Source organism: Faunimonas pinastri (assembly GCF_900110915.1).
In the GTDB taxonomy this organism is placed as follows: domain Bacteria; phylum Pseudomonadota; class Alphaproteobacteria; order Rhizobiales; family Afifellaceae; genus Faunimonas; species Faunimonas pinastri.
Genome location: NZ_FOFG01000008.1, coordinates 1 through 22,390 on the forward strand (window position 1 = coordinate 1; position 22,390 = coordinate 22,390).

Genomic DNA, 22,390 nt, shown 5'->3' on the forward strand with positions numbered 1-22,390 from the left:
GCTGCTGATCACCGCCGGCCAGGCTTCGGACAAAACCGCCGTTCCGGACCTGCTGGTCGGCCTGCCCGCAGCCGGAGCACTCGTTGCGGACCGCGCTTATGACAGCCGCGCCATCCTCGATCTTGTCGCCAAAACAGGCGGACAGGCGCATATCCCCACCCAGAGCCGGGTCCGTGTGCAGCGCTCCGTTGAGCCAGCCCTCTACCGCCGGCGCAACCTCGTGGAGCGGTTCTTCTGCAAGCTCAAACACTTCCGCCGTGTCGCAACGCGCTTCGACAAGCTCGCCCGAAACTTTCTCGCAGCCGTCCTGATCGCCTCAACACGCCTATGGCTGAGAGCTTATGAGTCTACGACCTAGGCGCGTCGCCCAGTCGGGCCGGACGAGCGCAAGTGCCGCACTGGCATCTTGAACGCTTGTGCTAGATCGGTGTTTAGACGCCGAAACGGCCTTGGGTGGAACCGGAAGTGTTTAGTGAATTTGCCAGCCTCGTCGCCCGCGCCATGGGACGACCGAGCGCTTTCATGATCTGTTGCGTCGTCGTGGTGCTCTGGGCCGTCAGTGGCCCGCTCTTTCATTATTCCGACACCTGGCAGCTGATCATCAATACGGGAACGACCATCGTCACCTTCCTGATGGTGTTCCTGATCCAGAATTCCCAGAACCGCGACGGAGCGGCGATCCAGGCCAAGCTGGACGAGCTGATCCGGGCCAGCGCCGCGCAGAATGCCTTCATCGGCATCGAGCACCTGACGCAGGAAGAACTGGACCAGATCCGCGACCGCTGCGTCTCCCGCGCCAAGATCGAGGAAGCGGCCGACGGAGCGGAGGAGCGGGCCAACGACCGCGCGCGCCGGGCCGCCGCCGCCGCCGGGTGAGCCCTCACCGGCTCTAAGGACCGGACCGCATCCCGACCCCGACCTTTCCTTGACCCCGGCATGTCCCGGTCCTAATCCAAGGGGAACAGACAGGGTCCCGCCATGCTGCTGGTCATCGACAATTACGACAGTTTCACCTGGAACCTCGTTCACTATCTGGGGGAACTCGGCGCAAAGCCGAAGGTGGTGCGAAACGACAAGATCACCACGGAGGAAGCGCTCGCGCTGAAGCCGGAAGCCATTCTGCTGTCGCCCGGCCCCTGCACCCCCAACGAGGCCGGCATCTGCCTCGACGTGATCGAGAAATCCGCCGGCACGGTGCCGATCTTCGGCGTCTGCCTCGGCCACCAGGCGATCGGGCAGGCCTATGGCGGCGACGTGATCCGCGCCCCCAGCCTGATGCATGGCAAGGTCTCCAAGATCGTGCATGAAGGCCGGGGCGTCTTCCACGGCATCAACGGCCCCTTCAACGCCACGCGCTATCATTCGCTGACGATCCGGCCGGAGACGATGCCGGGCGATCTCCTCGCCACGGCTCATTCGGAGGACGGCGTGGTGATGGGCGTCAGCCATCGCGCCCACCCGGTGCACGGCGTCCAGTTCCATCCGGAGAGCATCGCCTCCGAGCATGGGCACCGCATCCTCCGCAATTTCCTGGAGCTTGCCCGCACCTTCAACGAGACGACCGGACGCGAGACGGCGGCATGATACCCGTGCCAGTGCCCGCGCCCCTGCCCGACCTGAAAGCGCTGATCGCCAAGCTCGGCTCGGGGCGGACTCTCAGCCGGGACGAATCGCGCCGTGCGTTCGACATCATGATGTCGGGCGACGCGACGCCCAGCCAGATCGGCGGATTCCTCATGGCACTCCGCGTCAGGGGCGAGACGGTGGACGAAATCGCCGGCGCGGTGTCCTCCATGCGCAGCCGCATGACGCCCGTGGTCGCGCCCGAGGGCGCGGTGGATATCGTCGGCACCGGCGGCGACGCTTCGGGCACCTACAACATTTCCACCTGCTCGGCCTTCGTGCTGGCCGGCGCGGGCGTGCCGGTGGCCAAGCACGGCAACCGCGCCCTCTCCTCCCGCTCCGGCGCGGCGGACGTGCTGACCGCGCTCGGCGTCAAGGTGGACATACCGCCGGAAACCATCTCCCGCTGCATCAATGAGGCCGGCATCGGCTTCATGTTCGCGCCGAACCACCATGCCGCCATGCGCCACGTCGGCCCCAGCCGGGTGGAACTGGGAACGCGCACGATCTTCAATCTGCTCGGACCGCTCTGCAACCCCGCCAACGTCAAGCGCTACATGTTCGGCGTGTTTTCCCGCGAGTGGATCGAGCCGCTGGCGAAGGTCCTGCAGGCGGTGGGCGCGGAAAGCGCCTGGGTGGTGCACGGCGCCTTCGGCGAGACGGGCGGGATCGACGAGATCAGCACGACCGGCACCAGTTACGTGGCTGAACTGAAGGACGGCGCGATCCGTACCTTCGAGATCCACCCCACCGACGTCGGCATCGCCGTGGCCCAGCCGCGGGAACTCGTCGGCGGCGACGCCGAGCATAATGCCCGCGCGCTCCGCGCCGTCCTCGATGGTGAACCCGGCGCCTACCGGGACGTTGTCACGATGAACGCCGGCGCCGCCCTGATGGTCGCCGGCCGCGTGGAGCTTCTTGCCGAGGGTGTGGCGAAGGCGCGCGAGAGTATCGATACCGGCCGCGCCAAGGCGGCCTATGAGCGGCTCGTCGCCGTCTCCAACGGGTGATTCATGGCCGATATCCTGAAGAAGATCGAAGCCTACAAGCGCGAGGAAATCGCCGCCGCGAAAAGTGCGGCTCCGCTGCCGGAGCTGAAGGTGCGGATCGCCGAACAGGATGCGCCGCGCGATTTTCAGGGCGCGCTTGAACTGGCTGTCGAGCGCATCGGTGCGGGACTGATCGCCGAGATCAAGAAAGCGAGCCCGTCCAAGGGCCTGATCCGGCCGGATTTCGATCCGCCGGCCCTGGCGGCGGCCTACGAGGAAGGCGGCGCGGCCTGCCTGTCCGTGCTCACGGACAAGCCCTCGTTTCAGGGTGCGCCGGAGTTTCTGGTCGCCGCGCGTGAGGCCTGCTCGTTGCCGGTGCTGCGCAAGGACTTCATGTTCGAGCCCTATCAGGTCTACGAGGCGCGCGCCTGGGGCGCCGACGCGATCCTGATCATCCTGGCGGCGCTCAGCGACGACGAGGCGAAGGCCATCGAGGATGCCGCCTTCGAACTCGGCATCGGCGCGCTTCTGGAGGTGCATGACGAAGAGGAACTGGATCGGGCGCTGCGTCTCTCCTCGCCGCTGATCGGCATCAACAACCGGAATCTGCGCACCTTCGAGACGGACCTCGCGACCTCCGAGCGGCTGGCCCTGCAAGTCGACGACGACCGTCTCGTGGTCGGCGAAAGCGGGATCTTCACCCCCGCCAATATCGAGCGGCTGAACCGCGTCGGCATCAAGAGCTTCCTGATCGGCGAAAGCCTGATGCGGCAGCAGGATGTCGCATCAGCGACGCGCGATCTGCTCGCCCCGTCGGCCGCCGCGGTTTCCACTTCCACCGTGGAGTGACCTTGAGCGAACTCACCCATCTCGACGCTTCCGGCGCGGCCAACATGGTCGACGTCGCGGAGAAGAACGTCACGACGCGCACGGCCATCGCCTCGGGCAGTGTCGTCATGGAGCAGGCGACGCTGGATCTCATTCTTTCCGGCAATGCCAAGAAGGGCGACGTGATCGCCACGGCCCGGATTGCCGGCATCATGGCCGCCAAGCGCACGCATGAACTGATCCCGCTCTGCCATCCCCTGGCGCTGACGAAGGTGTCGGTGGATATCGAACCGGACGCATCCTTGCCGGGCCTGCGCGTCACGGCGCTCGCCAAGCTCGACGGCAAGACCGGCGTGGAAATGGAGGCGCTGACCGCGGTCTCCGTGGCCTGTCTCACCATCTACGACATGGCGAAGGCGGTGGACCGGGCGATGCGGATCACCGGGATTCGCGTGGAAGAAAAGACCGGCGGCCGCTCCGGCACGTACCGGGCGGAGTAGACATGGCCCTGCTTCCCGTCGCCGATGCGCTGGAACGCCTTCTTTCCGGCGTGGCACCGACCGAGACCGAGATGCTGCCGCTGGCGCAGGCTGCCGGCCGCGTTCTCGCGGACGACATTGCCGCCACCCGCACGCAGCCACCCTTCGCCGCCTCCGCCATGGATGGCTATGCCCTTCGCGCGGCCGACGCGGCTGCCGGGGCGGAACTTCGCGTGGTCGGCGAATCCCGCGCGGGCGAGCGGTTCGAGGGCAGCGTCGGCGTCGGCGAAGCCGTCCGCATCTTCACCGGCGCTCCTGTTCCTGCGGGCGCCGACACGGTCCTGATCCAGGAGAACACGGAGCGGCGCGGCGACATCGTCGTCGTGCAGGAAGCCGCTCAGGCAGGCCGGCACATCCGCGCCGAGGGTCTGGATTTCGCGGCCGGCGATATCCTCCTCAAGGCCGGTCGGCGGCTCGATCCGCGGGCTATTGCGCTGGCCGCCGCGATGAACCATGCGGCGCTGCCCGTGCGTCGGCGGCCCGTCGTGGCGCTGCTTTCCACCGGAGACGAACTCGTGCCGGCCGGCGCCGAGCCCGGGCCGGACCAGATCGTCTCCTCCAACGGGCCCGGCCTCACGGCCTTTGTCGGCGAAGCCGGCGGCGAGCCCCTGGATCTCGGCATCGCGCCGGATGATATGGATGCCATCGAGGCGGCGATCCGCCGGGGCGCCGGGGCCGATATCCTTGTGCTGATCGGCGGCGCGTCGGTCGGCGACCACGATCTCGCGCAGGGTACGCTCGCCCGCATGGGCATGACGCTCGACTTCTGGAAGATCGCCATGCGGCCGGGCAAGCCGCTGATCGTCGGCCGCCTTGGCGAGCAGCAGGTCCTGGGCCTGCCCGGAAATCCAGTCTCCGCGATGGTGGTCGCAACCCTGTTCCTGAAGCCGCTGATCCGCGCCATGCTGGGCGATACCAGCGCCACGCCGCCGGTCACCGCCCGGCTTGGGACCGCGATGCCCGCGAATGACGGCCGGCAGGATTACGTGCGCGCGCGCACCGAGTTCAAGAACGGAGAGCGCGTGGTCTTTCCATTCAGCCGGCAGGACTCTTCCATGCTTGGCCTGCTGGCCGCTGCCGATGCGCTGATCGTGCGCCCACCGCTCGCCGAGGCTGCGGAAGAAGGCACCCTCGTTCCACTGATGCCGCTGGACTGAACTTCCGGGCCGTCGCCTTTCGGTCGGACGGCTTCGCCAACCGTTCTCGCGGACGGTCTGTGGTCGTCTTCAGCCGGCGGAAACCGAACGTCTATTCCAGTGGCGTGAACTGAATGGCGACGCCGGAAGCCGCGGCCGCGCGAACCAGCGCAACCACGATCTCCTTGGGAGCGAGCTCCGCCCCGGGGAGCGCGGCGATTTTTTTGGCCTCAATACCGGTACGAAGGACAGATCCGGAATTACGGGCTTTTTCGACAGCAATCTTGACGCTGTCCTGAACGATATCGGTCATGCTGAATTCCTCCACCGTGCACGACGGGAATTGAGGATACCTCTATTGGACCGAATCATTCGGCGAATAGCAAATCCTAATTTTCTCCCAATGATTGCTGAATTCATTCACCGGGGTACGCCATGACTGATCTGCTGAAAGGCTCCTGCCGCTGCGGCGCCGTTTCCTACCAGCTGCAGAGCCATTCGCCCTATCCCTACCAGCTCTGCTACTGCTCGATCTGCCGGAAGACGGCGGGTGGCGGCGGTTTCGCCATCAACATCATGGGCAATGCGAAGACGCTGGACGTAAGCGGCCGGGAAGCGCTGGGTGTCTACCGGACAGAGATCGAGCGCGACGGCGGTCACTGCGAAACCAGCACCGGCGAGCGGAACTACTGCACCCGATGCGGGTCCGCGCTCTGGCTCTACGACCCGCAATGGCCGGACCTCATCCACCCCCACGCTTCTTCACTGGATACCGACCTGCCGACGCCGCCTTCCCGGGTCCATCTGATGCTGAAATACAAAGCCAGCTGGGTCGAGCCCGACGTGGGCCCGGAAGACCAGTGTTTCGAGGAATATCCGGATCAGTCGATCGAGGATTGGCACAGGACCCGGGGTCTCTGGATCGACTGATCCTGTCCCCGAAAGATTAACGCAACGACGCCCGCCCGGCCGGAACTTAGATCATGTCCCGCCGTTTGTCCGGCTCAGCCGAAGGGGATACCTATGGACGTCAGTTCCACCACGATGGAGCGATCCGCTACAATGATCAACAAGTCCCGCATCCGGGAAGGCCGCCCCTATCCGCTCGGTGCGACATGGGATGGGCTGGGTGTCAATTTCGCCCTTTTCTCGGCCAACGCCACCAAGGTTGAACTCTGCATTTTCGATAATGACGGAGAAACCGAGCTGGAGCGCGTCGAGCTGCCGGAATATACCGACGAAGTCTGGCACGGCTATCTCCCGGACGCCCGTCCCGGCACCGTCTATGGCTATCGCGTGCACGGCCCCTACGAGCCGGATGTCGGCCATCGCTTCAATCCCAACAAGCTTCTCATCGATCCGTATGCCAAGCAGCTCGTCGGCGAACTGAAGTGGGCGCCGGAGCTCTTCCCCTACAAGGTCGGCTCGCCGGACAAGGACCTCGATTTCGATGATCGCGACAGCGCCGCCTTTGTGCAGAAGTGCCGGGTCATCGATCCCGCCTTCACCTGGGGCACCGACCGCAAGCCCTCAGTGCCGTGGGACCGCACCATCGGCTACGAAATGCATGTGCGCGGCTTCACCAAGATGCACCATCATGTGCCGGAAGAAATCCGCGGCACCTTCGCCGGCCTCGCCGATCCGCAGGTCATCGAGTACCTGAAGCAGCTCGGCATCTCCTCCGCCGAGCTCCTGCCAATCCACGCTTACGTCGATGACGACTACCTGCTCCAGAAGGACCTGCGGAACTACTGGGGCTACAACACCATCGCGTTCTTCGCGCCCCAGCCGCGCTACCTGCACTCGCCCTTCGTCAACGAGTTCAAGGAGACGGTGAACCAGTTCCATGCCGCCGGCATCGAGGTCATCCTCGACGTGGTCTACAACCACACCGCCGAAGGCAACGAGATGGGGCCGATGCTCTCCATGAAGGGCATCGACAATGCGAGCTACTACCGCCTGCTGCCGGACCAGAAGCGCTATTACATCAACGACACCGGCACCGGGAACACGCTGAACCTCAGCCATCCCCGCGTGTTGCAGATGGTCGCCGACAGCCTGCGCTACTGGGCGACCGAGATGCGCGTCGATGGTTTCCGCTTCGATCTGGCGACGATTCTCGCCCGCGAACCCTATGGCTTCGACGAGGGCGGCGGCTTCCTCGACAGCTGCCGGCAGGATCCCGTCCTCTCGCAGGTCAAGCTCATCGCCGAGCCTTGGGATATCGGCCCCGGCGGCTACCAGGTCGGCCATTTCCCGCCGGGCTGGGCGGAGTGGAACGACAAGTACCGCGATACCGTCCGCGCCTTCTGGAAAGGCGACGAAGGCAAGCTGCCGGATCTCGCCGCGCGGCTCACCGGTTCCGGCGACCTGTTCAACCGCCGTGGTCGCAAGCCCTGGGCGAGCGTCAACTTCATCACCGCCCATGACGGCTTCACGCTGCACGATCTCGTTTCGTACAACGAGAAGCACAACGAGGCGAATGGCGAGGACAATCGCGACGGCCACAGCGACAACCATTCCTATAATTACGGAGTGGAAGGCCCGACCGACGATCCGGAGATCATCGAGACCCGCGAGCGCCAGAAGCGCAACATGCTGGCGACGCTGCTCCTGTCGCAGGGAACGCCGATGATCCTGGCGGGCGACGAGTTCGGCCGCACGCAGAACGGCAACAACAACTCCTACGCCCAGGACAACGAGCTCAACTGGATCGACTGGAAGTCCATCTCGGAAGATGGCCGGCAGATGGTCGATTTCGTGCGCAAGCTGATCTCGATCCGGCGCGCCTACCCGATCCTGCATCGAGGCCGTTTCCTGATCGGCGAGTACAACGAGGAACTAGACGTCAAGGACGTGACGTGGCTCTCGCCCAACGGCGAGGAGATGACGATCGAGCAGTGGAACGACAACAACGCCCGCTGCTTCGGCCTCGTCCTCGACGGCCGCGCGCAACCGACCGGCATCAAGAAGCGGGGCGATGACGCCACTCTGCTGCTGATCATGAACTCCTACCATGACGTGGTGGAGTTCACGCTGCCCGAGGTGCCGGAAGGCGAGAACTGGCGCTGCCTGATCGACACCAACGTGCCGGACCGCATCGAAGACGAGCCGCATGCCTTCGGCGAGACCTACGAGGTGACCGGTCGTTCGCTCCTCCTCTTCGTCCTCTCGCGATCGACGAAGAAGAACCGTCCGCTTCGTGCCGGTATCGGCGCCCTGCTGGACGTGGCGGAAGATCCGATCCCGACCGATAAGCTCTGAGCCGAGCCGCATCGATCCGACAAAGGGCGCCCGCGAGGCGCCCTTTGCTTTTTCGCGCAGAAGCGCATCTAGAAAAGCATCCCTCTCCTGTCCCGAGGAATCATCATGACTGACCATCCCGCCCTCGCCCCCGGCCATGTCGCCGTGATCACGGGAGGCGCCAGCGGCATCGGCCTTGCCGCGGCGGAACGCTTCGCCAGCTTCGGCATGAAGGTCGCGCTTGCCGATATCGACGAGGCAGCGCTGGAAACCGCCCGCGCGCAGGTCGCCAATGTGGCTGCCGTACCGCAGGATGTTCTCGCGGTGCTCACGGATGTCAGTCGGCGCGAGGACATCGAGGCGCTGAAGAGCCGCGTCTACCAGGCTTTCGGCGCCGTGCATGTCCTGATGAACAATGCCGGGCGCGAGGGTGGCGGCAAGCTCCTCGGCGGCGCGGATGCCTGGCAGAAGACGCTGGGCGTGAACCTCTGGGGCGTCATCAACGGCATCCAGGTCTTCGCCCCCGACATGATCGCCGCGAAAACGCCGGGCGCCATCATCAACACCGGCTCCAAGCAGGGCATAACCACCCCGCCGGGCGATACGGCCTATAACGTCAGCAAGGCCGGCATCAAGGTGACGACCGAAGCGCTCGCCCACGACCTCCGTGGCATCGAGGGCTGCCAGGTGACCGCGCATCTCCTGATTCCCGGCTTCACCTTCACCGGCTTCACCCGCAAGCGCGTCACCGAGAAGCCGGTTGCCGCCTGGACGTCGGAGCAGGTCGTGGACTTCATGCTGCCGGCGCTCGGCAAGGGCGACTTCTACATTCTCTGCCCCGACAACGACGTGACGCGGGCCACGGACGAGAAGCGCATGCGCTGGACGATGGACGACGTGATCCGTAATCGGCCTGCCCTGTCGCGCTGGCATCCCGACTACAAGGACGAATTCGCGAGCTACATGAAGGATTAGCGATCTCTTAGCCAATCAGGCGTATGACTGGGGTTGCAGAACACGAGGTGAACATGTAGCGTTCGTTCGTGATTTGTACACGGATCACGACCCGTCCGGCCGAGGATCTCATGCTCACGCGCAAGCAGCTCGAACTTCTTTTGTTCATCAACGAACGCCTGAAGGAAACCGGCATCCCTCCCTCGTTCGACGAGATGAAGGACGCTCTGGACCTTCGATCGAAGTCGGGCATCCACCGGCTGATCACGGCGCTGGAAGAACGCGGTTTCATCCGGCGCCTCCCGAACCGGGCCCGCGCGCTGGACGTGATCCGGCTGCCGGAGGCGATGGCACCCAGCCCCGCCGAGATCCGGCAGCAGGGCTTCAGGCCGAGCGTGATCGAAGGACGCCTCGGCAAGTCGCCGGAACCCGCCCCTCCTCCGCGTCTCGATCCAGCCCTTCCCGGCGAGATCTTCGAGATCCCCGTGATGGGCCGCATCGCTGCGGGCGTGCCGATTTCCGCGATCCAGACGCACAGTCACACCATCGCGGTTCCGCCCGACATGCTGGCCGGTGGCGAACATTTCGCGCTGGAAGTGCGCGGCGATTCCATGATCGAGGCCGGCATCCTGGACGGCGATACGGTGGTGATCCACAAACAGGATACCGCGAATACCGGCGACATCATCGTTGCCCTCATCGACGACGAGGAAGCGACGCTGAAGCGACTTCGCCGCAAGGGCGCCTCCATCGCGCTCGAAGCCGCGAACCCGGCTTACGAGACGCGGATCTTCGGGCCGGATCGTGTTCGAATCCAGGGCCGGCTTACGGGATTGTTACGCCGCTACTGAGCGGTGCCTCCCTGGCGTCCGTGGCGTCGGCGGTATCGGTCTCGCGCTCATCGCTTGTCCGCTGCCCGACGGCGTTGCGAACCTGGCGCTTCGGCTCTGATGGAACAAGCCCCTCCCAGGGTCGCGGATGCAGGCTGCGGGCTGCGGCCAAGAGGCTTGTCCCTCCTCCCCTTTCTTGAAGCGGACGGTCTGCGCTTCAGTCCGTTTCAGCTTTGGACCGTCGATGATGAGCCGCGCCGCGCAAAGGGGCGGAGCCTCAAGCGGCGTCACGATGATGTCGGCGCGGCCGCACTCCTCCGCGAATGCGGCAGGATCGAGCACCTGCGAGACGGTCACGCCAGTCCGGGCGATGGCGACGCACGCCTCTCTGTCGCAGGACCAGCCGTCGCGAAGATGATCGGACGGCGGGCGAGCCGGGCCTTCCTTGCCGAGGATCTGCTCGATGGCGAATGACCCCGGCCGGCTGCCCGCGACACCGAGCGCTCCGCTGTCCAGCCTGACGGCGACGGTTCTGCCGTTCGGTGTGACGACGAGATCCGGCGGGCGCTGCAACAATGGCATCAGCACGAAGCCGAGTGCGATCAGCGGCAAGCCCAGCAGGCGCCAGCGGGACTGCCACAGGACCAGCCAGAGAAATCCGGCCATGACGATGGCGAGGCTCAATGTGGGGATCGAAGGAGTGAGCATCGTCGCGCCCCGGAGGGTGCCGACCCAGGCGGCCAGATCCTGCGTGATCCGAATGCCATGTCCCATGAACCAGAGCGGTACCTGCTCCAGTCCGAACGGGATAACCAGCAGGGCAACAAGCCCCGCCGGCATGACCACGAAGTCCACGACCGGCATTGCCAGCAGGTTGCCGAGCAGAGAATAAGGCGAGAACTCCTGAAAGTGGTAGGCGGCGATCGGCGCCGTCGCGGCGCTGGCGACGAGCGTCGTCATGCCGATGGCGAAGACCTCGCGCTTCACCTTTCTGAATGCCGCAAGCCCCGGCAGAACGGATCCGTCCGCCGCGATTTCGGTCCGCTCCCGTCGGCTCCATGCGGCCCATGCCGCGATCAGGCCGGCGACCGCAACATAGGACATCTGGAAACTCGGCCCCAGGATGCTTTCCGGCTGGATCGCCAGCACGATGAAGACGGAAAGGGCGATGTTGCGCATGGAAAGTGCGGGACGGTCGACAAGCACGGCCAGAAACACGACGGCCGCCATCACATAGGCCCGCACCGTGGAGACGGCGGCCCCGGAAAGCGCGAGATAGATCGTGATGACAGCCAGCGCGGCAATTGCGGACCAGCTGCGGATCGGCCGGTTCAGCGCCAGCCCCGGCCAGAGCGCCAGCAGCGCGCGCACGGCAAAGAAGGCGGCCCCGGCCACGACCATCATGTGAACGCCGGAAATTGAAAGTACGTGGCTGAGACCCGCCGCCTGAAGGTCCTGCGTGACCTTCGCCGTAATTCCGTCGCGCTCCCCGACCAGCAAGGCGCCGGCCATGCCCCGCGTATCCGCCGGCAAGCTTTCGTTCAACCGTTCGAGCAGCCAGCCGCGCAGGCGTTCGATCCAGATACCGGGCGAGCCGCCGCCTGCGTCCGGCAACACCCGCATCTTGCCGAAGGCGAACCCGCTGCCGCCGATCCCACTGAAGAAAGCGCTGGCGCGGGGATCGTAGGCGCCGGGAATGGAGGGGCCGGCAAGCGGCATCAGCCGCGCCTTCAATGCGACGCGATCTCCGGCATCCGGCAACTCGGCTTTCGGCGACAGTGTCAGCCGGACGGCTCCGGGCGTGCGCGCGGTCGGCAGACCCTGGATCACCAGCCGGTCCAGCACCACGCGCGGTCGCCGTCCGTCTTTGTGGTCGGCCTCCACCACGCGCCCGGAAATATCGGCAGTGATCACGCGCTCAATCTGCGGGGCTTCCAGTCGCTCCACCCGCAGCTTTCCCACGGTCGCGCCGGCAAGAAGCACTGCGATCACCGTCAGCAAGCGGTGCCGGGTTCCGCGCTGGAACGCGAGGAAGGCGGAGACCGCGAAGACGGCGGATGCCAGGATGAGAGCCGGCAGCATCGGCTCGCGCGGCAGCGCGAAATAGCCGATATCACCCAGCCCGAAGATGACGGCGAGCCAGAGAAAACCGGCCCGCCCCTCAAGCTCGCGCTCGAAGAGGCCGGCGACGTTGCCCGCGAGATCCTCCAGCCGCCACGCGAGGCGTTGCCGTCGCAGGGGCGCGGCGAAGCGCGGCAGCCAGCGCCTGGCGGCCGTCTCGATCCTTCGTTTCGTGCCCTGCAGATCCAAGATTGCCCGGTTCCGGCCGCGCGCTTGCGCCCCTCTTGGTCTATGCTACACAAGCCGCAATCTTCCCAGCCAGACAATTCAAAGATCCATGGCCGACACCATCGTCACGCGCTTCGCGCCATCCCCCACCGGCTTCCTGCATATCGGCGGCGCCCGCACCGCCCTCTTCAACTGGCTTTATGCCAAGGGGCACGGCGGCAAGATGCTGCTGCGCATCGAGGATACGGATCGCGAGCGCTCCACCGATGCCGCGATCCACGCCATTATCGAGGGGCTGACCTGGCTCGGGCTGACGTGGGAAGGCGAGCCGATCTCGCAGTTCGAGCGCCGCGAGCGTCATGCCGAAGTCGCGCGCGAACTCGTGGCCGCCGGCAAGGCCTATTATTGCTACGCGACGCCGGAAGAGCTGACCGCCATGCGCGAGACGGCCCGCGCCGAGGGTCGTCCGCCACGCTATGACGGCCGCTGGCGCGATCGCGATCCTTCGGAGGCACCGGCCGGTGTCGATCCGGTGATCCGCATCAAGGCTCCGCAGGAAGGGGAAACCGTGGTCCAGGATCACGTGCAGGGCCGCGTCGCCTTCCCCAACAAGGATCTCGACGACTTCATCATCCTGCGCTCCGATGGGACGCCCACCTACATGCACGCGGTCGTCGTCGACGACCACGACATGGGCGTGACCCACGTGATCCGCGGCGACGACCACCTCACCAATGCCGCGCGGCAAGGCATTATCTATGACGCGATGGGCTGGCAGACGCCGGAATGGTCGCACATCCCGCTGATCCACGGGCCCGACGGCGCCAAGCTTTCCAAGCGTCACGGCGCGCTGGGGGTGGAAGCATACCGCGCCATGGGCTACCTGCCGGAAGCGCTGCGCAACTATCTCTCCCGCCTCGGCTGGGGCCATGGCGACGACGAGATCTTCACCAGCGAGCAGGCGGCCGAATGGTTCGAGCTCGATGCTGTCGGCAAGGGCCCTGCCCGCTTTGATTTCGTGAAGCTGCAGAACGTCAACGGCCACTATATCCGCAACAGCGGCGATGCCGAGCTTGTGAAGGCGATCGAGGCGATCCTGCCGGAGATCGAGGGCGGCCCGGAAATCGCGGCCAGGCTCGATGATGCGGCGCGGTCGAAACTGCTGGCGCTGATGCCCGGTCTGAAGGAACGCGCCAAGACGCTGGTGGAGCTTATCCACTCCGCCGCGTTCCTCTGGGCGGAGCGACCGCTCGCGCTGGAGCCCAAGGCTGCCGACCTGCTCGACGGCGATTCCCGCGGGCGTTTGCGCGGTCTGGCGAGCGATCTGGAAGCGGCGGAATGGGAAATCCCGGCCCTGGAAGCCGCCGTTCGCGCCTTCGCGGAACGGGAAGGCATCAAGCTCGGCAAGGCGGCGCAGCCCCTTCGGGCCGCTCTCACGGGCAGCACGATGTCGCCCGGAATCTTCGATGTGCTGCTCGTACTGGGGCGCCAGGAGAGCCTCGCACGCATTCGCGATCAGGCACTGTAAGGGACCCTTGCAAACACCTTTCGGTTGCCTTGCAGCGCAACAGAAAAGGGTCTAGGCAGTCCGTGCACTCTCAAACCGCACGGACTGCTCTTCCTGAGCAACGAAGAACCGAATATCCGCGTTCTGCTCCGTGTCGATCCAAAAGAGGTATCGCATGGGCGAATCTAAAGCCACGCTGTCTATCGGCGAGAAGAGCTGGGACTTCGATATCAAAGAAGGCTCGGTCGGCCCCTCCGTTATCGACATCAGCACCCTCTACGCCAAATCCGGCCATTTTACGTACGATCCGGGCTTCACGTCCACGGCCTCGTGCGAGTCGGACATCACCTATATCGATGGCGACGCAGGCGTGCTCCTCTACCGGGGTTACCCGATCGACGAACTCGCCGAACAGGGCGACTTCCTGGAAACCTGCTACCTTCTCCTGAAGGGCGACCTGCCGAGCGGCATGCAGAAGGCCGATTTCGTGGAACGCGTCACGCGTCACACGATGGTCCACGAGCAGATGTCGCGTTTCTTCACCGGTTTCCGCCGCGACGCGCACCCGATGGCCATCATGGTGGCTGTGGTCGGCGCCCTCTCCGCCTTCTACCATGACTCCACCGACATCCATGACCTGCACCATCGGCAGGTCGCGCAGATCCGCATGATCGCGAAGATGCCGACGCTGGCTGCCATGGCCTACAAGTACTCGATCGGCCAGCCTTTCGTTTACCCGCGCAACGATCTCGACTACGCCGCCAACTTCCTTCACATGTGCTTCGCGGTGCCTTGCGAGGAATACAAGGTGAACCCCGTTCTCGCGCGCGCCATGGATCGGATCTTCATCCTCCATGCCGACCACGAGCAGAACGCATCCACCTCGACCGTCCGCCTGGCGGGCTCCTCCGGCGCCAATCCCTTCGCCTGCATCGCGGCCGGCATTGCCTGCCTCTGGGGTCCGGCCCATGGCGGCGCGAACGAGGCGGCACTCAACATGCTGCAGGAAATCGGCAGCGTCGACCGCATCCCGGAGTTCATCGGCCGCGCCAAGGACAAGAACGATCCCTTCCGCCTGATGGGCTTCGGCCACCGCGTGTACAAGAACTACGATCCGCGCGCCAAGCTGATGCAGCAGACTTGCCACGAGGTTCTTGCCGAGGTCGGCGCGAAGGACGATCCGCTTCTCGACGTCGCCATGGAACTCGAGCGCATCGCGCTTCACGACGAGTACTTCATCGAGAAGAAGCTCTACCCGAATGTCGACTTCTATTCCGGCATCACGCTGAAGGCCCTCGGCTTCCCCACCACGATGTTCACCGTGCTGTTCGCGCTTGCGCGCACCGTCGGGTGGATCGCCCAGTGGGAGGAGATGATCGAGGATCCGAAGCAGAAGATCGGCCGTCCGCGCCAGCTCTACGACGGCAAGACCAAGCGCGAGTACTCGCCTATCGCTTCGCGCTGATCGGCAGCTTCCCGCAAACAGAAAAGCCGGCCCATCGGGCCGGCTTTTTTATGTGCGCCGCTTGGCTGCCAGGGTTTCGAGGACAATGCTCGCCGCCTTTTCGCTGGGATGCTCGCCGGGCGGAAACGTCATGAGTTCATCGAGACGCCGCCAGCCGTCGAGCTGCCGTCGACGAGCGGGCGTGTTTCGCAGGAGTGCCGCCGTCTCCTTCGCCAGAACGGCTGGCGACCCCGCCTCGTCCAGGAATTCCGGCGCGATGTTCTCGCCCACCACGAGGTTGGCGAGCACGATGGACTGAACCTTGAGGAAGCGCTTCAGCATGCGCGCGATCGGGTCGACCCGGTAGGCGACCACCATCGGAACGCCGGCAAGACCGAGTTCAAGCGTCACCGTGCCGGACGCGGCGAGCGCCGCATGGGCCTGACGGAACGCCGCGAACTTCGCCGCCTCACCGACAACGATCTCCGGCTGCACCGACCATTCCGCCGCGCGCGCCCGGATCTCCGCTTCCAACCGCGCCACAGCCGGCAGCACCACCCTGACGCCGGAGATCTCCCGCCTGATCAGCGCAAGCGCTTCTCCGAACGGCTTCATCAGCCGCTCGATCTCGCTGCGGCGGCTACCCGGCAATACCAGTAACACCGGTCCCTCATCCAGAGGTCGACGCTCGCCCGGAGCGGCTCGCAGTTCGTTCAGGCGCTCGATCAGGGGATGACCGACATAGGTGCATGCGGGACCGCCGAGGCGTCGATGCACCTCCGGCTCGAAGGGAAGCAGCGCCAGCACATGGTCGATGAAGCGGGCCATCCGCGCGGCCCGCCATGGCTTCCACGCCCAGACGGACGGCGAGACATAGTCAACGATCGGGAGGCCCGGCAGCCGCTTCGCGACCCGCTCGCCCACCGAATGGGTAAAGCCGGGGCTGTCGATGATGACGAGGATGTCCGGCCCCCACGCGACGATCGCCGTCACGGCCTCGCGGACCCGGCGAAAGATGCGGGGGAGATGCTTCACCACCGCGCCGATGCCGATGACGGCAACATCGGAGACGGGAAACACCGTCCTGGCTCCGCGCGCGAGCATTCGGTCACCGGCCACGCCGTAGAACTCGGCATCCGGGTGCTTCACCCGGATCGCTTCCATCAACGGGGCGGCGAGTTGATCGCCCGATTCCTCGCCGACGACCAGCGCGATCTTCAGCGGGCGATTCATGATCGTTCCATTCATTCCGAAAGGCCGTAGAGAAAGAGGCCTTCAGCCTCGAAGGCGGCCAGTGTTTCCGTGCGCCCGGCCATCAACGTGCGCCCTGCATCAGCCGCGACACCGGCAAGCCCAGCCCGCTTTGCGCGACGGGCCGTTTCCGGGCCGATGGTCGGCAGGTCGATGCGGGGATCCTGCCGGGGCTTCACGCACTTCACGAGCACACCGCCTTCGGAGGGAATCCGTCCCGACTTCCGGAGATCGTCCAGCCGCGCCATCAGCCCGTCCGTGCCTTCCGCACCCTCCAGCGCGACGACCCGGCCGCCCATGGCAACCGCCGCCTGCCCGATATCCAGCCCGCCGATGGCACGCGCGGCATCGGCCGCCTTGCGAACATCCTCAAGCGCGTCGGGGGACGGCTCCACCCGGGTGACGCAGCCGGCGCCAAGACTGAGCTCGGGCGCGACATCGAGCGCACTCACCAGCTCGACGCCTTTTTCCGCAAAGATCTGGGCCACGCCCCGGAGCATGCCGTCGTCGCCGCTCCGCATCATGCGGATGATGCGCGGGATCAGCATCACGGCGCCAAAGTCGGGCCGAATGGTCCGGTAGTCGGGCCGCCGGCCGATGGCACCGATAAAGATCGCCTGCCGGCACCCTGCACCGGCCAGCGTCTGGAAGAGCTTGCCGATCTCGCCCCAGCGGATAATGTGCACGGGGAGGCCGGCAAAGCTCAGGGGATCCGCTTCCCCCGCAATCGCCATCACCACCGGTGCTCGGCCGGAACGGACGGCAGCTGCCGCGACCAGCGGCGGCAAGGCACCGCTGCCGGCGATGATCGCGATCGTTGCGTCGGCCGCCATGCCGGACGCGGCGTCAGGCTTCGGCACGATCTCGCGGCGTGCAGACCGCGCGCTCGCCACCCTCGCGAAGAAAGGCCACGATCAGCTGCACGTCCGGTTGATCCGCGTATTCAGCAGCGACCTTCTCCACGCGATCCTTCAGCGTGCCCTCGCCCAAGTGGAAGAGCTCGCGGTAGGCATGGCGAAGCGCATGGATCGCGTCCCGCGAGAAACCGCGCCGCTTGAGGCCCACCAGGTTGAGGCCGCCGAGATAGGCCCGGTTGCCAAGCACGGAACCGAACGGGATGACGTCGTTCTCGACGCCCGCCATGCCGCCGACAAAGGCGTGATCGCCGACACGGGTGAACTGGATGATCGCAGCACCGCCACCCACAATCACCGCTTCACCGAGGGACACGTGGCCCGCCAGCATGACGTTGTTGGAGAGGATGACACCATCACCGACCGCGCAGTCATGACCCACATGCGAGTTCGTCAGGAACACGCAACGATTGCCGATCGTGGTCGTCATGCGCCCGCCGGTCGTACCGGGGTTCATCGTCACGCCTTCACGGATCAGGCAGTCGGAACCGATGCTGAGCGTGGATTCCTCGCCGCGATATTTCAGATCCTGCGGCTGGTGGCCGAGCGAAGCGAAGGGAAAGATACGCGTCCGATCGCCGACGCTCGTGCGTCCCTCGACAACGACATGGCTCTTGAGTTCGCAGCCGTCCCCGAGCGAAACGTTCTCGCCCACGACGCAGAACGGTCCGATCTTCACTCCCTCCCCGATCCGAGCGCCCGAGGCTACGATTGCGGTGGAGTGGATCTCATTCACTTGACGTCTCTTCCAGCATCATCGCGCTGATCTCGGCCTGCGCGACCTTGGTTCCGTCAACGATCGCCTCTGCGCCGAAACGCCAGATGTTGGAGCGGCGGCGAAGCTTCTTGACGTGGTATTCCACCACGTCGCCGGGAACCACCGGCTTTCGGAACTTGGCGTTGTCGATGGTCATGAAATAGACCAGCCGCGGACGTCCATCCAGCCCCTGATTGAACGCGCAGAGCGCCGCCGCGGTCTGGGCGATGCCCTCGATCAGCAGGACGCCGGGCATCACTGGATGACCGGGGAAGTGCCCCTGGAAGTGCGGCTCGTTGATCGTGACATTCTTGATGCCGATGCAGGACTCGTCCCCCTGGATATCCCGGATCCGGTCCACCATCAGGAACGGGTAACGGTGCGGGATCGCCGACATCAGCTTGAAGATGTCAGCCGTCTCCAGGGTCTTCACTTCACTGTCCATCTGTTTCTGCTCCTGCCGCCGGCTTCTTCCTGTCTGCTGCCGCGGTAGCCCCCTGTTTCTGTCTTGCCGCGATCTCGCGCAGCCATTCCCCGATCGGTCGCGCCGGCACGCCGCCCCAGCGCGCGCCTGGCGGCACGTCGCCATGGACGACGCTGACAGCGGCGATCTGCGCGCCCATGCCGATGGTGACGTGACCGTTGACCCCGGTCTGCCCGCCGATGGCGACGAAGTCCTCCAGCGTCGAGGAACCGGAGATGCCCACCTGGGAGACGATCACGCAGTGGCGGCCAATCTGGACGTTGTGCCCGATCTGAACTTGGTTATCGATCTTGGTACCCTCGCCGATCACCGTGTCGCGGTTCGCACCCCGGTCGATCGTCGTGTTGGCACCGATCTCCACATCGTCCTGGACGATGACGCGCCCGACCTGTGCGACCTTCATGTGCCCCCGCGGGCTCATGGCAAAGCCGAATCCGTCCTGACCGATACACACGCCGGGATGAACGATGACACGGTTGCCAAGCAGCGCGTTCTGAATGGTGGCGTTCGGCCCAACCGAGCAGTCTCGGCCGATCGCCACGCCTTCGCAGATCACCGCTCCGGCGGAGATGATCGTACCGCGACCGATTTCGACACCCGGCCCCACGACCGCACCGAACTCGACGATGACGCCGTCCTCAAGCTTGGCGCCGGGATGGACTGTTCCGTCATGGCGTTCGCCCAGACCGACGGCATTTCCGCCGAAGGCGCCCTGTGGCCTGAGCGCCTTGGGAAAGGCGGCCGCGAGGTAGCAGGCATAGGCGCGATAAGGTTCGCGCGTCTCCAAAACAGCCACACCTTCCGGCACGCGGGCCGTGTGGCGCGGCGAGCAGATGCAGGCGACCGCGGAGGTCGTCGCAAGATGCCGGACATATTTGGGATTATCGAGAAAGGTCACATCGCCGGGACCGGCCGCTTCAAGCGGCGCTGCCCCCGTGACCTCAAGAGAAGGCTCCCCTCTGACGAGAGGCGCCCCGATCAGCCGGGAAAGCTGGTCGAGGCGCATCGGTTCGGGAGCCGGAAAGAAGCGGGTATCACGCATCGAACTCTTCCGGCAAAACGCAGCCGGAGCGCCAGAGGCGCCCCGGGTACTTAGTCCTAGAACTGGGTTCCGCCGCCGATCCGGAAGACCTGGGTCTTGTCGGAGTCGGCCTTGGTGGTCGCGTAGGCAAAGTCTGCGCGAAGCGGCCCCAGCGGCGAGGCCCAGATGATCGAGCCACCCACCGACGAGCGGATCGTGTTCTCGTCATCGATCTTGTCACCCGAGGCCACGTCGGCGTCGGTGCCCCAGGCAGTACCGGCATCAACGAAGAGGCCGGCCTTGAACCCGAGATCACGCGGCAGGCCGGGGATCGGGAAATCGACCTCAGCGGTTCCGGCAACGAAGTTCTTCGAGCCGAGCGCGTCGTCGGTGTTGTGGTCGCGCGGACCGATACCCGAAGACTCGAAGCCGCGGATCGTCTCGCCGCCCTTGAAGAAGGAGTCGAGCAGTCGGACATCGTCGCCAAGACCGGTGATGTTACCACCCTGCACCTTGATAAAGCCGACGGCATCGGCGTCCTCAAGCAGCTGCCGGTAGTAGGTCGCCTGACCGGTCGAGCGCAGGAACTGCACGTCGCCACCGACGCCAGCGAACTCCTGCGTGAACTTTGCGTAGACGCCCTTATGCGGATCGCGAATGTCGTCGATCGTGTTGTAGATCAGCGAGTAGTTCACCGAGGAGATCCAAGCATCGCCGCGAGCCTGACAGATGGCGAGAGACACGTTGCCATCGGAGCAGTCGCTGTCGTCGACGCTGATTTCCTGCTTCTCGATCTGGTAGCCGAGCTGCACGGTGAAGTTGTCGGTGACCGGCAGACCGAACGTCAGGTTGCCGCCCGTCTCCTTGTAGTCGTAGGAGCGGTAGTCGTTGCTGTCGTACTCGCGACGGAACACATCGAAGCCGGCCGAGATGTGACGGCCCAGGAAGTAGGGGTCGGTGAAGCCGAACTCGTAGGTACGGGTGGAAGACCCGCCGCCGATGCCGGCCTTCACGAGGTAGCCGCGACCGAGGAAGTTCTTCTCCGACACCGACACGTCACCGATGATGCCATCGCTGGTCGAGTAACCGGCACCGAAGGAGAGCTCACCGGTAGGCTGCTCTTCGACCGCGACGTCCACGATCACACGATCGGCGGTGTCGCCGGGGTGCGAGGTGACCTTGACCGACTTGAAGTAGCCGAGATTCTTGAGCTTGCGCTCGGCACGATCGATCAGGATGCGGTTGTAAGCATCGCCTTCGGAAATGTTGAACTCACGGCGGATCACGTAGTCACGTGTACGCGTGTTGCCGTGGATGTCGATCCGCTGGACATAGGCGCGCGCACCCTCGTCCACGATGAAGGTGACACCGATGGTCTTCGTCTCGGGGTTGCGATCGATCTGCGGACGAACCTGGGCGAAGGCGTAGCCGGACTCGGCAAGCTTCAGCGTGATCGCCTCAAGCGAGTCCTGCACGTCCTTGCTGGAGTAGACATCACCCTGGTGCGGGATGATCGCACGCTGCAGCGACGCCGTCTGGACGTCGGGGATCGTGGATTCCACGCCGATATTGCCGAACCGGTAACGCTGCCCCTCATCCACCGTGAAGGTGATGAAGAAGGCGTTCCGCTCGCGATCGAGATCGGCGACGGACGAGACAACCTGGAAGTCGGCATAGCCATGGCTGGTGTAGAACTGCCGCAGCTTGTCGGAGTCCTGATTTAGGCGATCCGGGTCGTAGACGTCACTGGAACGAATGAAGCTCAGGATACCGCTCTGGCGGGTCGAGATGACCGAGCGCAGCTTGGCATTGCCGTAGATCTTGTTGCCGATGAAATTGATGCTCGAGACGCCGGTCTTCGGACCTTCGTTGATCTCGAAGACCAGATTCACGCGGTTCTCGGAGAGGTTGATGATCTTGGGATCGACCGAACCCTCGAAGCGACCGGCGCGGCGATAGAGCTCCAGGATCTTCTGGACGTCGCCCTGCACCTTTGCCTGAGTGAAGACCGCGTGCGGCTTGGACTCGATGACGGTGTTGAGCTGCTCGTCCTTGTACTTCTTGTTACCCTCGAACGCGATCTGGTTGATCGTCGGGTTCTCGACGACGGACACGACCAGAGCGCCCCCGCTCTGGTTGATCTTCACGTCGGAGAACAGACCGGTATCGAAGAGGGTCTTCAGGGACTGATCGACGTCCGAGGGACCAAAATTTTTGCCGGGCTGGATCTGAAGGTAGGCCCTCACCGTTTCAGCATCGACACGACGATTGCCGTTGACGACGATTCGGCTGACGGTCGCGGCCTGCGCCGTCGACGCTGTCCCGAGGACCGGAAAGACGGGGGCCGCCAAGAACGCGACTGCCGCAACCGTGAGGGCACTGAAAGTCGCCCTGAGATACGCTGTTTTCATAAGCCGTGCTTGCCCGGTCGCTGTTACCACGAGGATGCCTAAGGACCTTGGTCTGACTCGCATCAGACTCCCCTATGGCAGTCTTTGTGAAAGCATTCAATCCGAACCCGTGGGCCGCTCCAGCTTTTCAACCCGCCGTGGCCTTTCAGCCACGACGAAACGCCCAAAAA

The 22,390-nt window shown here is 64.9% G+C and carries 21 protein-coding genes; 13 read left to right on the forward strand and 8 right to left on the reverse strand.

Annotation, left to right across the window (positions count from 1 at the left end; genetic code table 11):
• The 7 genes from BMY25_RS11410 to BMY25_RS11440 form a co-directional block, all read left to right on the forward strand.
• A partial coding sequence (locus tag BMY25_RS11410) for a transposase (RefSeq protein WP_177176831.1) occupies positions 1 to 358 on the forward strand: 358 nt, incomplete at its 5' end.
• A gap of 107 nt (positions 359 to 465) precedes the next feature.
• Positions 466 to 876, forward strand: coding sequence for a low affinity iron permease family protein (locus BMY25_RS11415; RefSeq protein ID WP_255365503.1), 411 nt, complete (start codon positions 466 to 468; stop codon positions 874 to 876).
• Between the two features lie 102 nt (positions 877 to 978).
• Positions 979 to 1,584 carry an anthranilate synthase component II gene (locus tag BMY25_RS11420; protein WP_092496785.1) on the forward strand — a complete coding sequence of 202 codons (606 nt, stop codon included), beginning with the start codon at positions 979 to 981 and terminating at the stop codon, positions 1,582 to 1,584.
• Between the two features lie 23 nt (positions 1,585 to 1,607).
• Positions 1,608 to 2,633, forward strand: a complete 1,026-nt coding sequence (trpD, locus tag BMY25_RS11425) for an anthranilate phosphoribosyltransferase (protein ID WP_092496981.1) — start codon at positions 1,608 to 1,610, stop codon at positions 2,631 to 2,633.
• A gap of 3 nt (positions 2,634 to 2,636) precedes the next feature.
• Positions 2,637 to 3,461 carry an indole-3-glycerol phosphate synthase TrpC gene (trpC, locus tag BMY25_RS11430; protein WP_092496786.1) on the forward strand — a complete coding sequence of 275 codons (825 nt, stop codon included), beginning with the start codon at positions 2,637 to 2,639 and terminating at the stop codon, positions 3,459 to 3,461.
• 2 nt (positions 3,462 to 3,463) lie between these two features.
• Complete coding sequence (gene moaC / locus BMY25_RS11435; protein ID WP_143061947.1) at positions 3,464 to 3,940, forward strand: cyclic pyranopterin monophosphate synthase MoaC; 477 nt, start codon at positions 3,464 to 3,466, stop codon at positions 3,938 to 3,940.
• A gap of 2 nt (positions 3,941 to 3,942) precedes the next feature.
• Positions 3,943 to 5,136 carry a molybdopterin molybdotransferase MoeA gene (locus BMY25_RS11440; RefSeq protein WP_092496787.1) on the forward strand — a complete coding sequence of 398 codons (1,194 nt, stop codon included), beginning with the start codon at positions 3,943 to 3,945 and terminating at the stop codon, positions 5,134 to 5,136.
• Positions 5,137 to 5,227: 91 nt separating this feature from the next.
• Here the strand turns inward: BMY25_RS11440 and BMY25_RS11445 are convergent, their stop codons facing one another.
• On the reverse strand, positions 5,228 to 5,428 hold the full coding sequence (locus BMY25_RS11445) for a hypothetical protein (RefSeq protein ID WP_143061948.1): 201 nt from the start codon (positions 5,426 to 5,428) through the stop codon (positions 5,228 to 5,230).
• A 122-nt stretch (positions 5,429 to 5,550) separates the two neighbouring features.
• On the opposite strand from BMY25_RS11445, the gene BMY25_RS11450 reads away from it, so the two are divergent.
• The 4 genes from BMY25_RS11450 (at position 5,551) to lexA (ending at position 10,163) form a co-directional block, all read left to right on the forward strand.
• Positions 5,551 to 6,045, forward strand: coding sequence for a GFA family protein (locus BMY25_RS11450; RefSeq protein WP_092496789.1), 495 nt, complete (start codon positions 5,551 to 5,553; stop codon positions 6,043 to 6,045).
• Positions 6,046 to 6,138: 93 nt separating this feature from the next.
• Positions 6,139 to 8,379 (forward strand): glycogen debranching protein GlgX, encoded by a 2,241-nt coding sequence (gene glgX, locus BMY25_RS11455; protein ID WP_092496790.1) that lies wholly within the window; start codon positions 6,139 to 6,141, stop codon positions 8,377 to 8,379.
• A gap of 105 nt (positions 8,380 to 8,484) precedes the next feature.
• On the forward strand, positions 8,485 to 9,333 hold the full coding sequence (locus BMY25_RS11460; protein ID WP_092496791.1) for an SDR family NAD(P)-dependent oxidoreductase: 849 nt from the start codon (positions 8,485 to 8,487) through the stop codon (positions 9,331 to 9,333).
• Positions 9,334 to 9,443: 110 nt separating this feature from the next.
• The gene (lexA, locus tag BMY25_RS11465; RefSeq protein WP_092496792.1) at positions 9,444 to 10,163 is read left to right on the forward strand and encodes a transcriptional repressor LexA; all 720 of its coding nucleotides are present in this window, start codon (positions 9,444 to 9,446) and stop codon (positions 10,161 to 10,163) included.
• Here lexA and BMY25_RS11470 read toward each other — a convergent pair.
• Positions 10,149 to 12,452: a ComEC/Rec2 family competence protein gene (locus tag BMY25_RS11470; RefSeq protein WP_092496793.1), complete on the reverse strand. Its 2,304-nt coding sequence runs from the start codon at positions 12,450 to 12,452 to the stop codon at positions 10,149 to 10,151. The two genes, lexA and BMY25_RS11470, sit on opposite strands and share 15 nt — an antisense overlap.
• Positions 12,453 to 12,540: 88 nt before the next feature.
• Here BMY25_RS11470 and gltX point away from each other — a divergent pair, with 88 nt between their 5' ends.
• Both gltX and gltA read left to right on the forward strand, forming a co-directional pair.
• On the forward strand, positions 12,541 to 13,959 hold the full coding sequence (gene gltX, locus BMY25_RS11475) for a glutamate--tRNA ligase (RefSeq protein WP_092496794.1): 1,419 nt from the start codon (positions 12,541 to 12,543) through the stop codon (positions 13,957 to 13,959).
• Between the two features lie 154 nt (positions 13,960 to 14,113).
• The gene (gene gltA / locus BMY25_RS11480; protein WP_092496795.1) at positions 14,114 to 15,403 is read left to right on the forward strand and encodes a citrate synthase; all 1,290 of its coding nucleotides are present in this window, start codon (positions 14,114 to 14,116) and stop codon (positions 15,401 to 15,403) included.
• A 48-nt stretch (positions 15,404 to 15,451) separates the two neighbouring features.
• Here the strand turns inward: gltA and lpxB are convergent, their stop codons facing one another.
• Genes lpxB through bamA form a run of 6 tightly spaced genes read right to left on the reverse strand, consistent with a single transcriptional unit; the run spans position 15,452 to position 22,160 of the window.
• Positions 15,452 to 16,615 carry a lipid-A-disaccharide synthase gene (gene lpxB / locus BMY25_RS11485; RefSeq protein ID WP_428976964.1) on the reverse strand — a complete coding sequence of 388 codons (1,164 nt, stop codon included), beginning with the start codon at positions 16,613 to 16,615 and terminating at the stop codon, positions 15,452 to 15,454.
• A gap of 11 nt (positions 16,616 to 16,626) precedes the next feature.
• Positions 16,627 to 17,493 carry an LpxI family protein gene (locus BMY25_RS11490; RefSeq protein WP_143061949.1) on the reverse strand — a complete coding sequence of 289 codons (867 nt, stop codon included), beginning with the start codon at positions 17,491 to 17,493 and terminating at the stop codon, positions 16,627 to 16,629.
• Positions 17,480 to 18,283, reverse strand: a complete 804-nt coding sequence (gene lpxA / locus BMY25_RS11495) for an acyl-ACP--UDP-N-acetylglucosamine O-acyltransferase (protein ID WP_092496797.1) — start codon at positions 18,281 to 18,283, stop codon at positions 17,480 to 17,482. The genes BMY25_RS11490 and lpxA overlap by 14 nt, the downstream gene beginning before the upstream one ends.
• Positions 18,276 to 18,749 (reverse strand): 3-hydroxyacyl-ACP dehydratase FabZ, encoded by a 474-nt coding sequence (fabZ, locus tag BMY25_RS11500; protein WP_092496798.1) that lies wholly within the window; start codon positions 18,747 to 18,749, stop codon positions 18,276 to 18,278. The genes lpxA and fabZ overlap by 8 nt, the downstream gene beginning before the upstream one ends.
• The gene (lpxD, locus tag BMY25_RS11505; RefSeq protein ID WP_092496799.1) at positions 18,739 to 19,830 is read right to left on the reverse strand and encodes a UDP-3-O-(3-hydroxymyristoyl)glucosamine N-acyltransferase; all 1,092 of its coding nucleotides are present in this window, start codon (positions 19,828 to 19,830) and stop codon (positions 18,739 to 18,741) included. The genes fabZ and lpxD overlap by 11 nt, the downstream gene beginning before the upstream one ends.
• A 56-nt stretch (positions 19,831 to 19,886) precedes the next feature.
• Positions 19,887 to 22,160 (reverse strand): outer membrane protein assembly factor BamA, encoded by a 2,274-nt coding sequence (gene bamA / locus BMY25_RS11510; protein WP_238858293.1) that lies wholly within the window; start codon positions 22,158 to 22,160, stop codon positions 19,887 to 19,889.
• Positions 22,161 to 22,390: the final 230 nt, after the last annotated feature.

Bases quoted from the DNA above. Each gene is read 5' to 3' on its own strand.
- gltA (WP_092496795.1), top strand. From the start codon at position 14,114: ATGGGCGAATCTAAAGCCACGCTGTCTATCGGCGAGAAGAGCTGGGAC.
- fabZ (WP_092496798.1), bottom strand. From the start codon at position 18,749: ATGGACAGTGAAGTGAAGACCCTGGAGACGGCTGACATCTTCAAGCTG.
- BMY25_RS11440 (WP_092496787.1), top strand. From the start codon at position 3,943: ATGGCCCTGCTTCCCGTCGCCGATGCGCTGGAACGCCTTCTTTCCGGC.
- BMY25_RS11445 (WP_143061948.1), bottom strand. From the start codon at position 5,428: ATGACCGATATCGTTCAGGACAGCGTCAAGATTGCTGTCGAAAAAGCC.
- BMY25_RS11460 (WP_092496791.1), top strand. From the start codon at position 8,485: ATGACTGACCATCCCGCCCTCGCCCCCGGCCATGTCGCCGTGATCACG.
- gltX (WP_092496794.1), top strand. From the start codon at position 12,541: ATGGCCGACACCATCGTCACGCGCTTCGCGCCATCCCCCACCGGCTTC.
- trpC (WP_092496786.1), top strand. From the start codon at position 2,637: ATGGCCGATATCCTGAAGAAGATCGAAGCCTACAAGCGCGAGGAAATC.
- lexA (WP_092496792.1), top strand. From the start codon at position 9,444: ATGCTCACGCGCAAGCAGCTCGAACTTCTTTTGTTCATCAACGAACGC.
- BMY25_RS11420 (WP_092496785.1), top strand. From the start codon at position 979: ATGCTGCTGGTCATCGACAATTACGACAGTTTCACCTGGAACCTCGTT.
- lpxB (WP_428976964.1), bottom strand. From the start codon at position 16,615: ATGAATCGCCCGCTGAAGATCGCGCTGGTCGTCGGCGAGGAATCGGGC.
- BMY25_RS11450 (WP_092496789.1), top strand. From the start codon at position 5,551: ATGACTGATCTGCTGAAAGGCTCCTGCCGCTGCGGCGCCGTTTCCTAC.
- lpxD (WP_092496799.1), bottom strand. From the start codon at position 19,830: ATGCGTGATACCCGCTTCTTTCCGGCTCCCGAACCGATGCGCCTCGAC.
- glgX (WP_092496790.1), top strand. From the start codon at position 6,139: ATGGACGTCAGTTCCACCACGATGGAGCGATCCGCTACAATGATCAAC.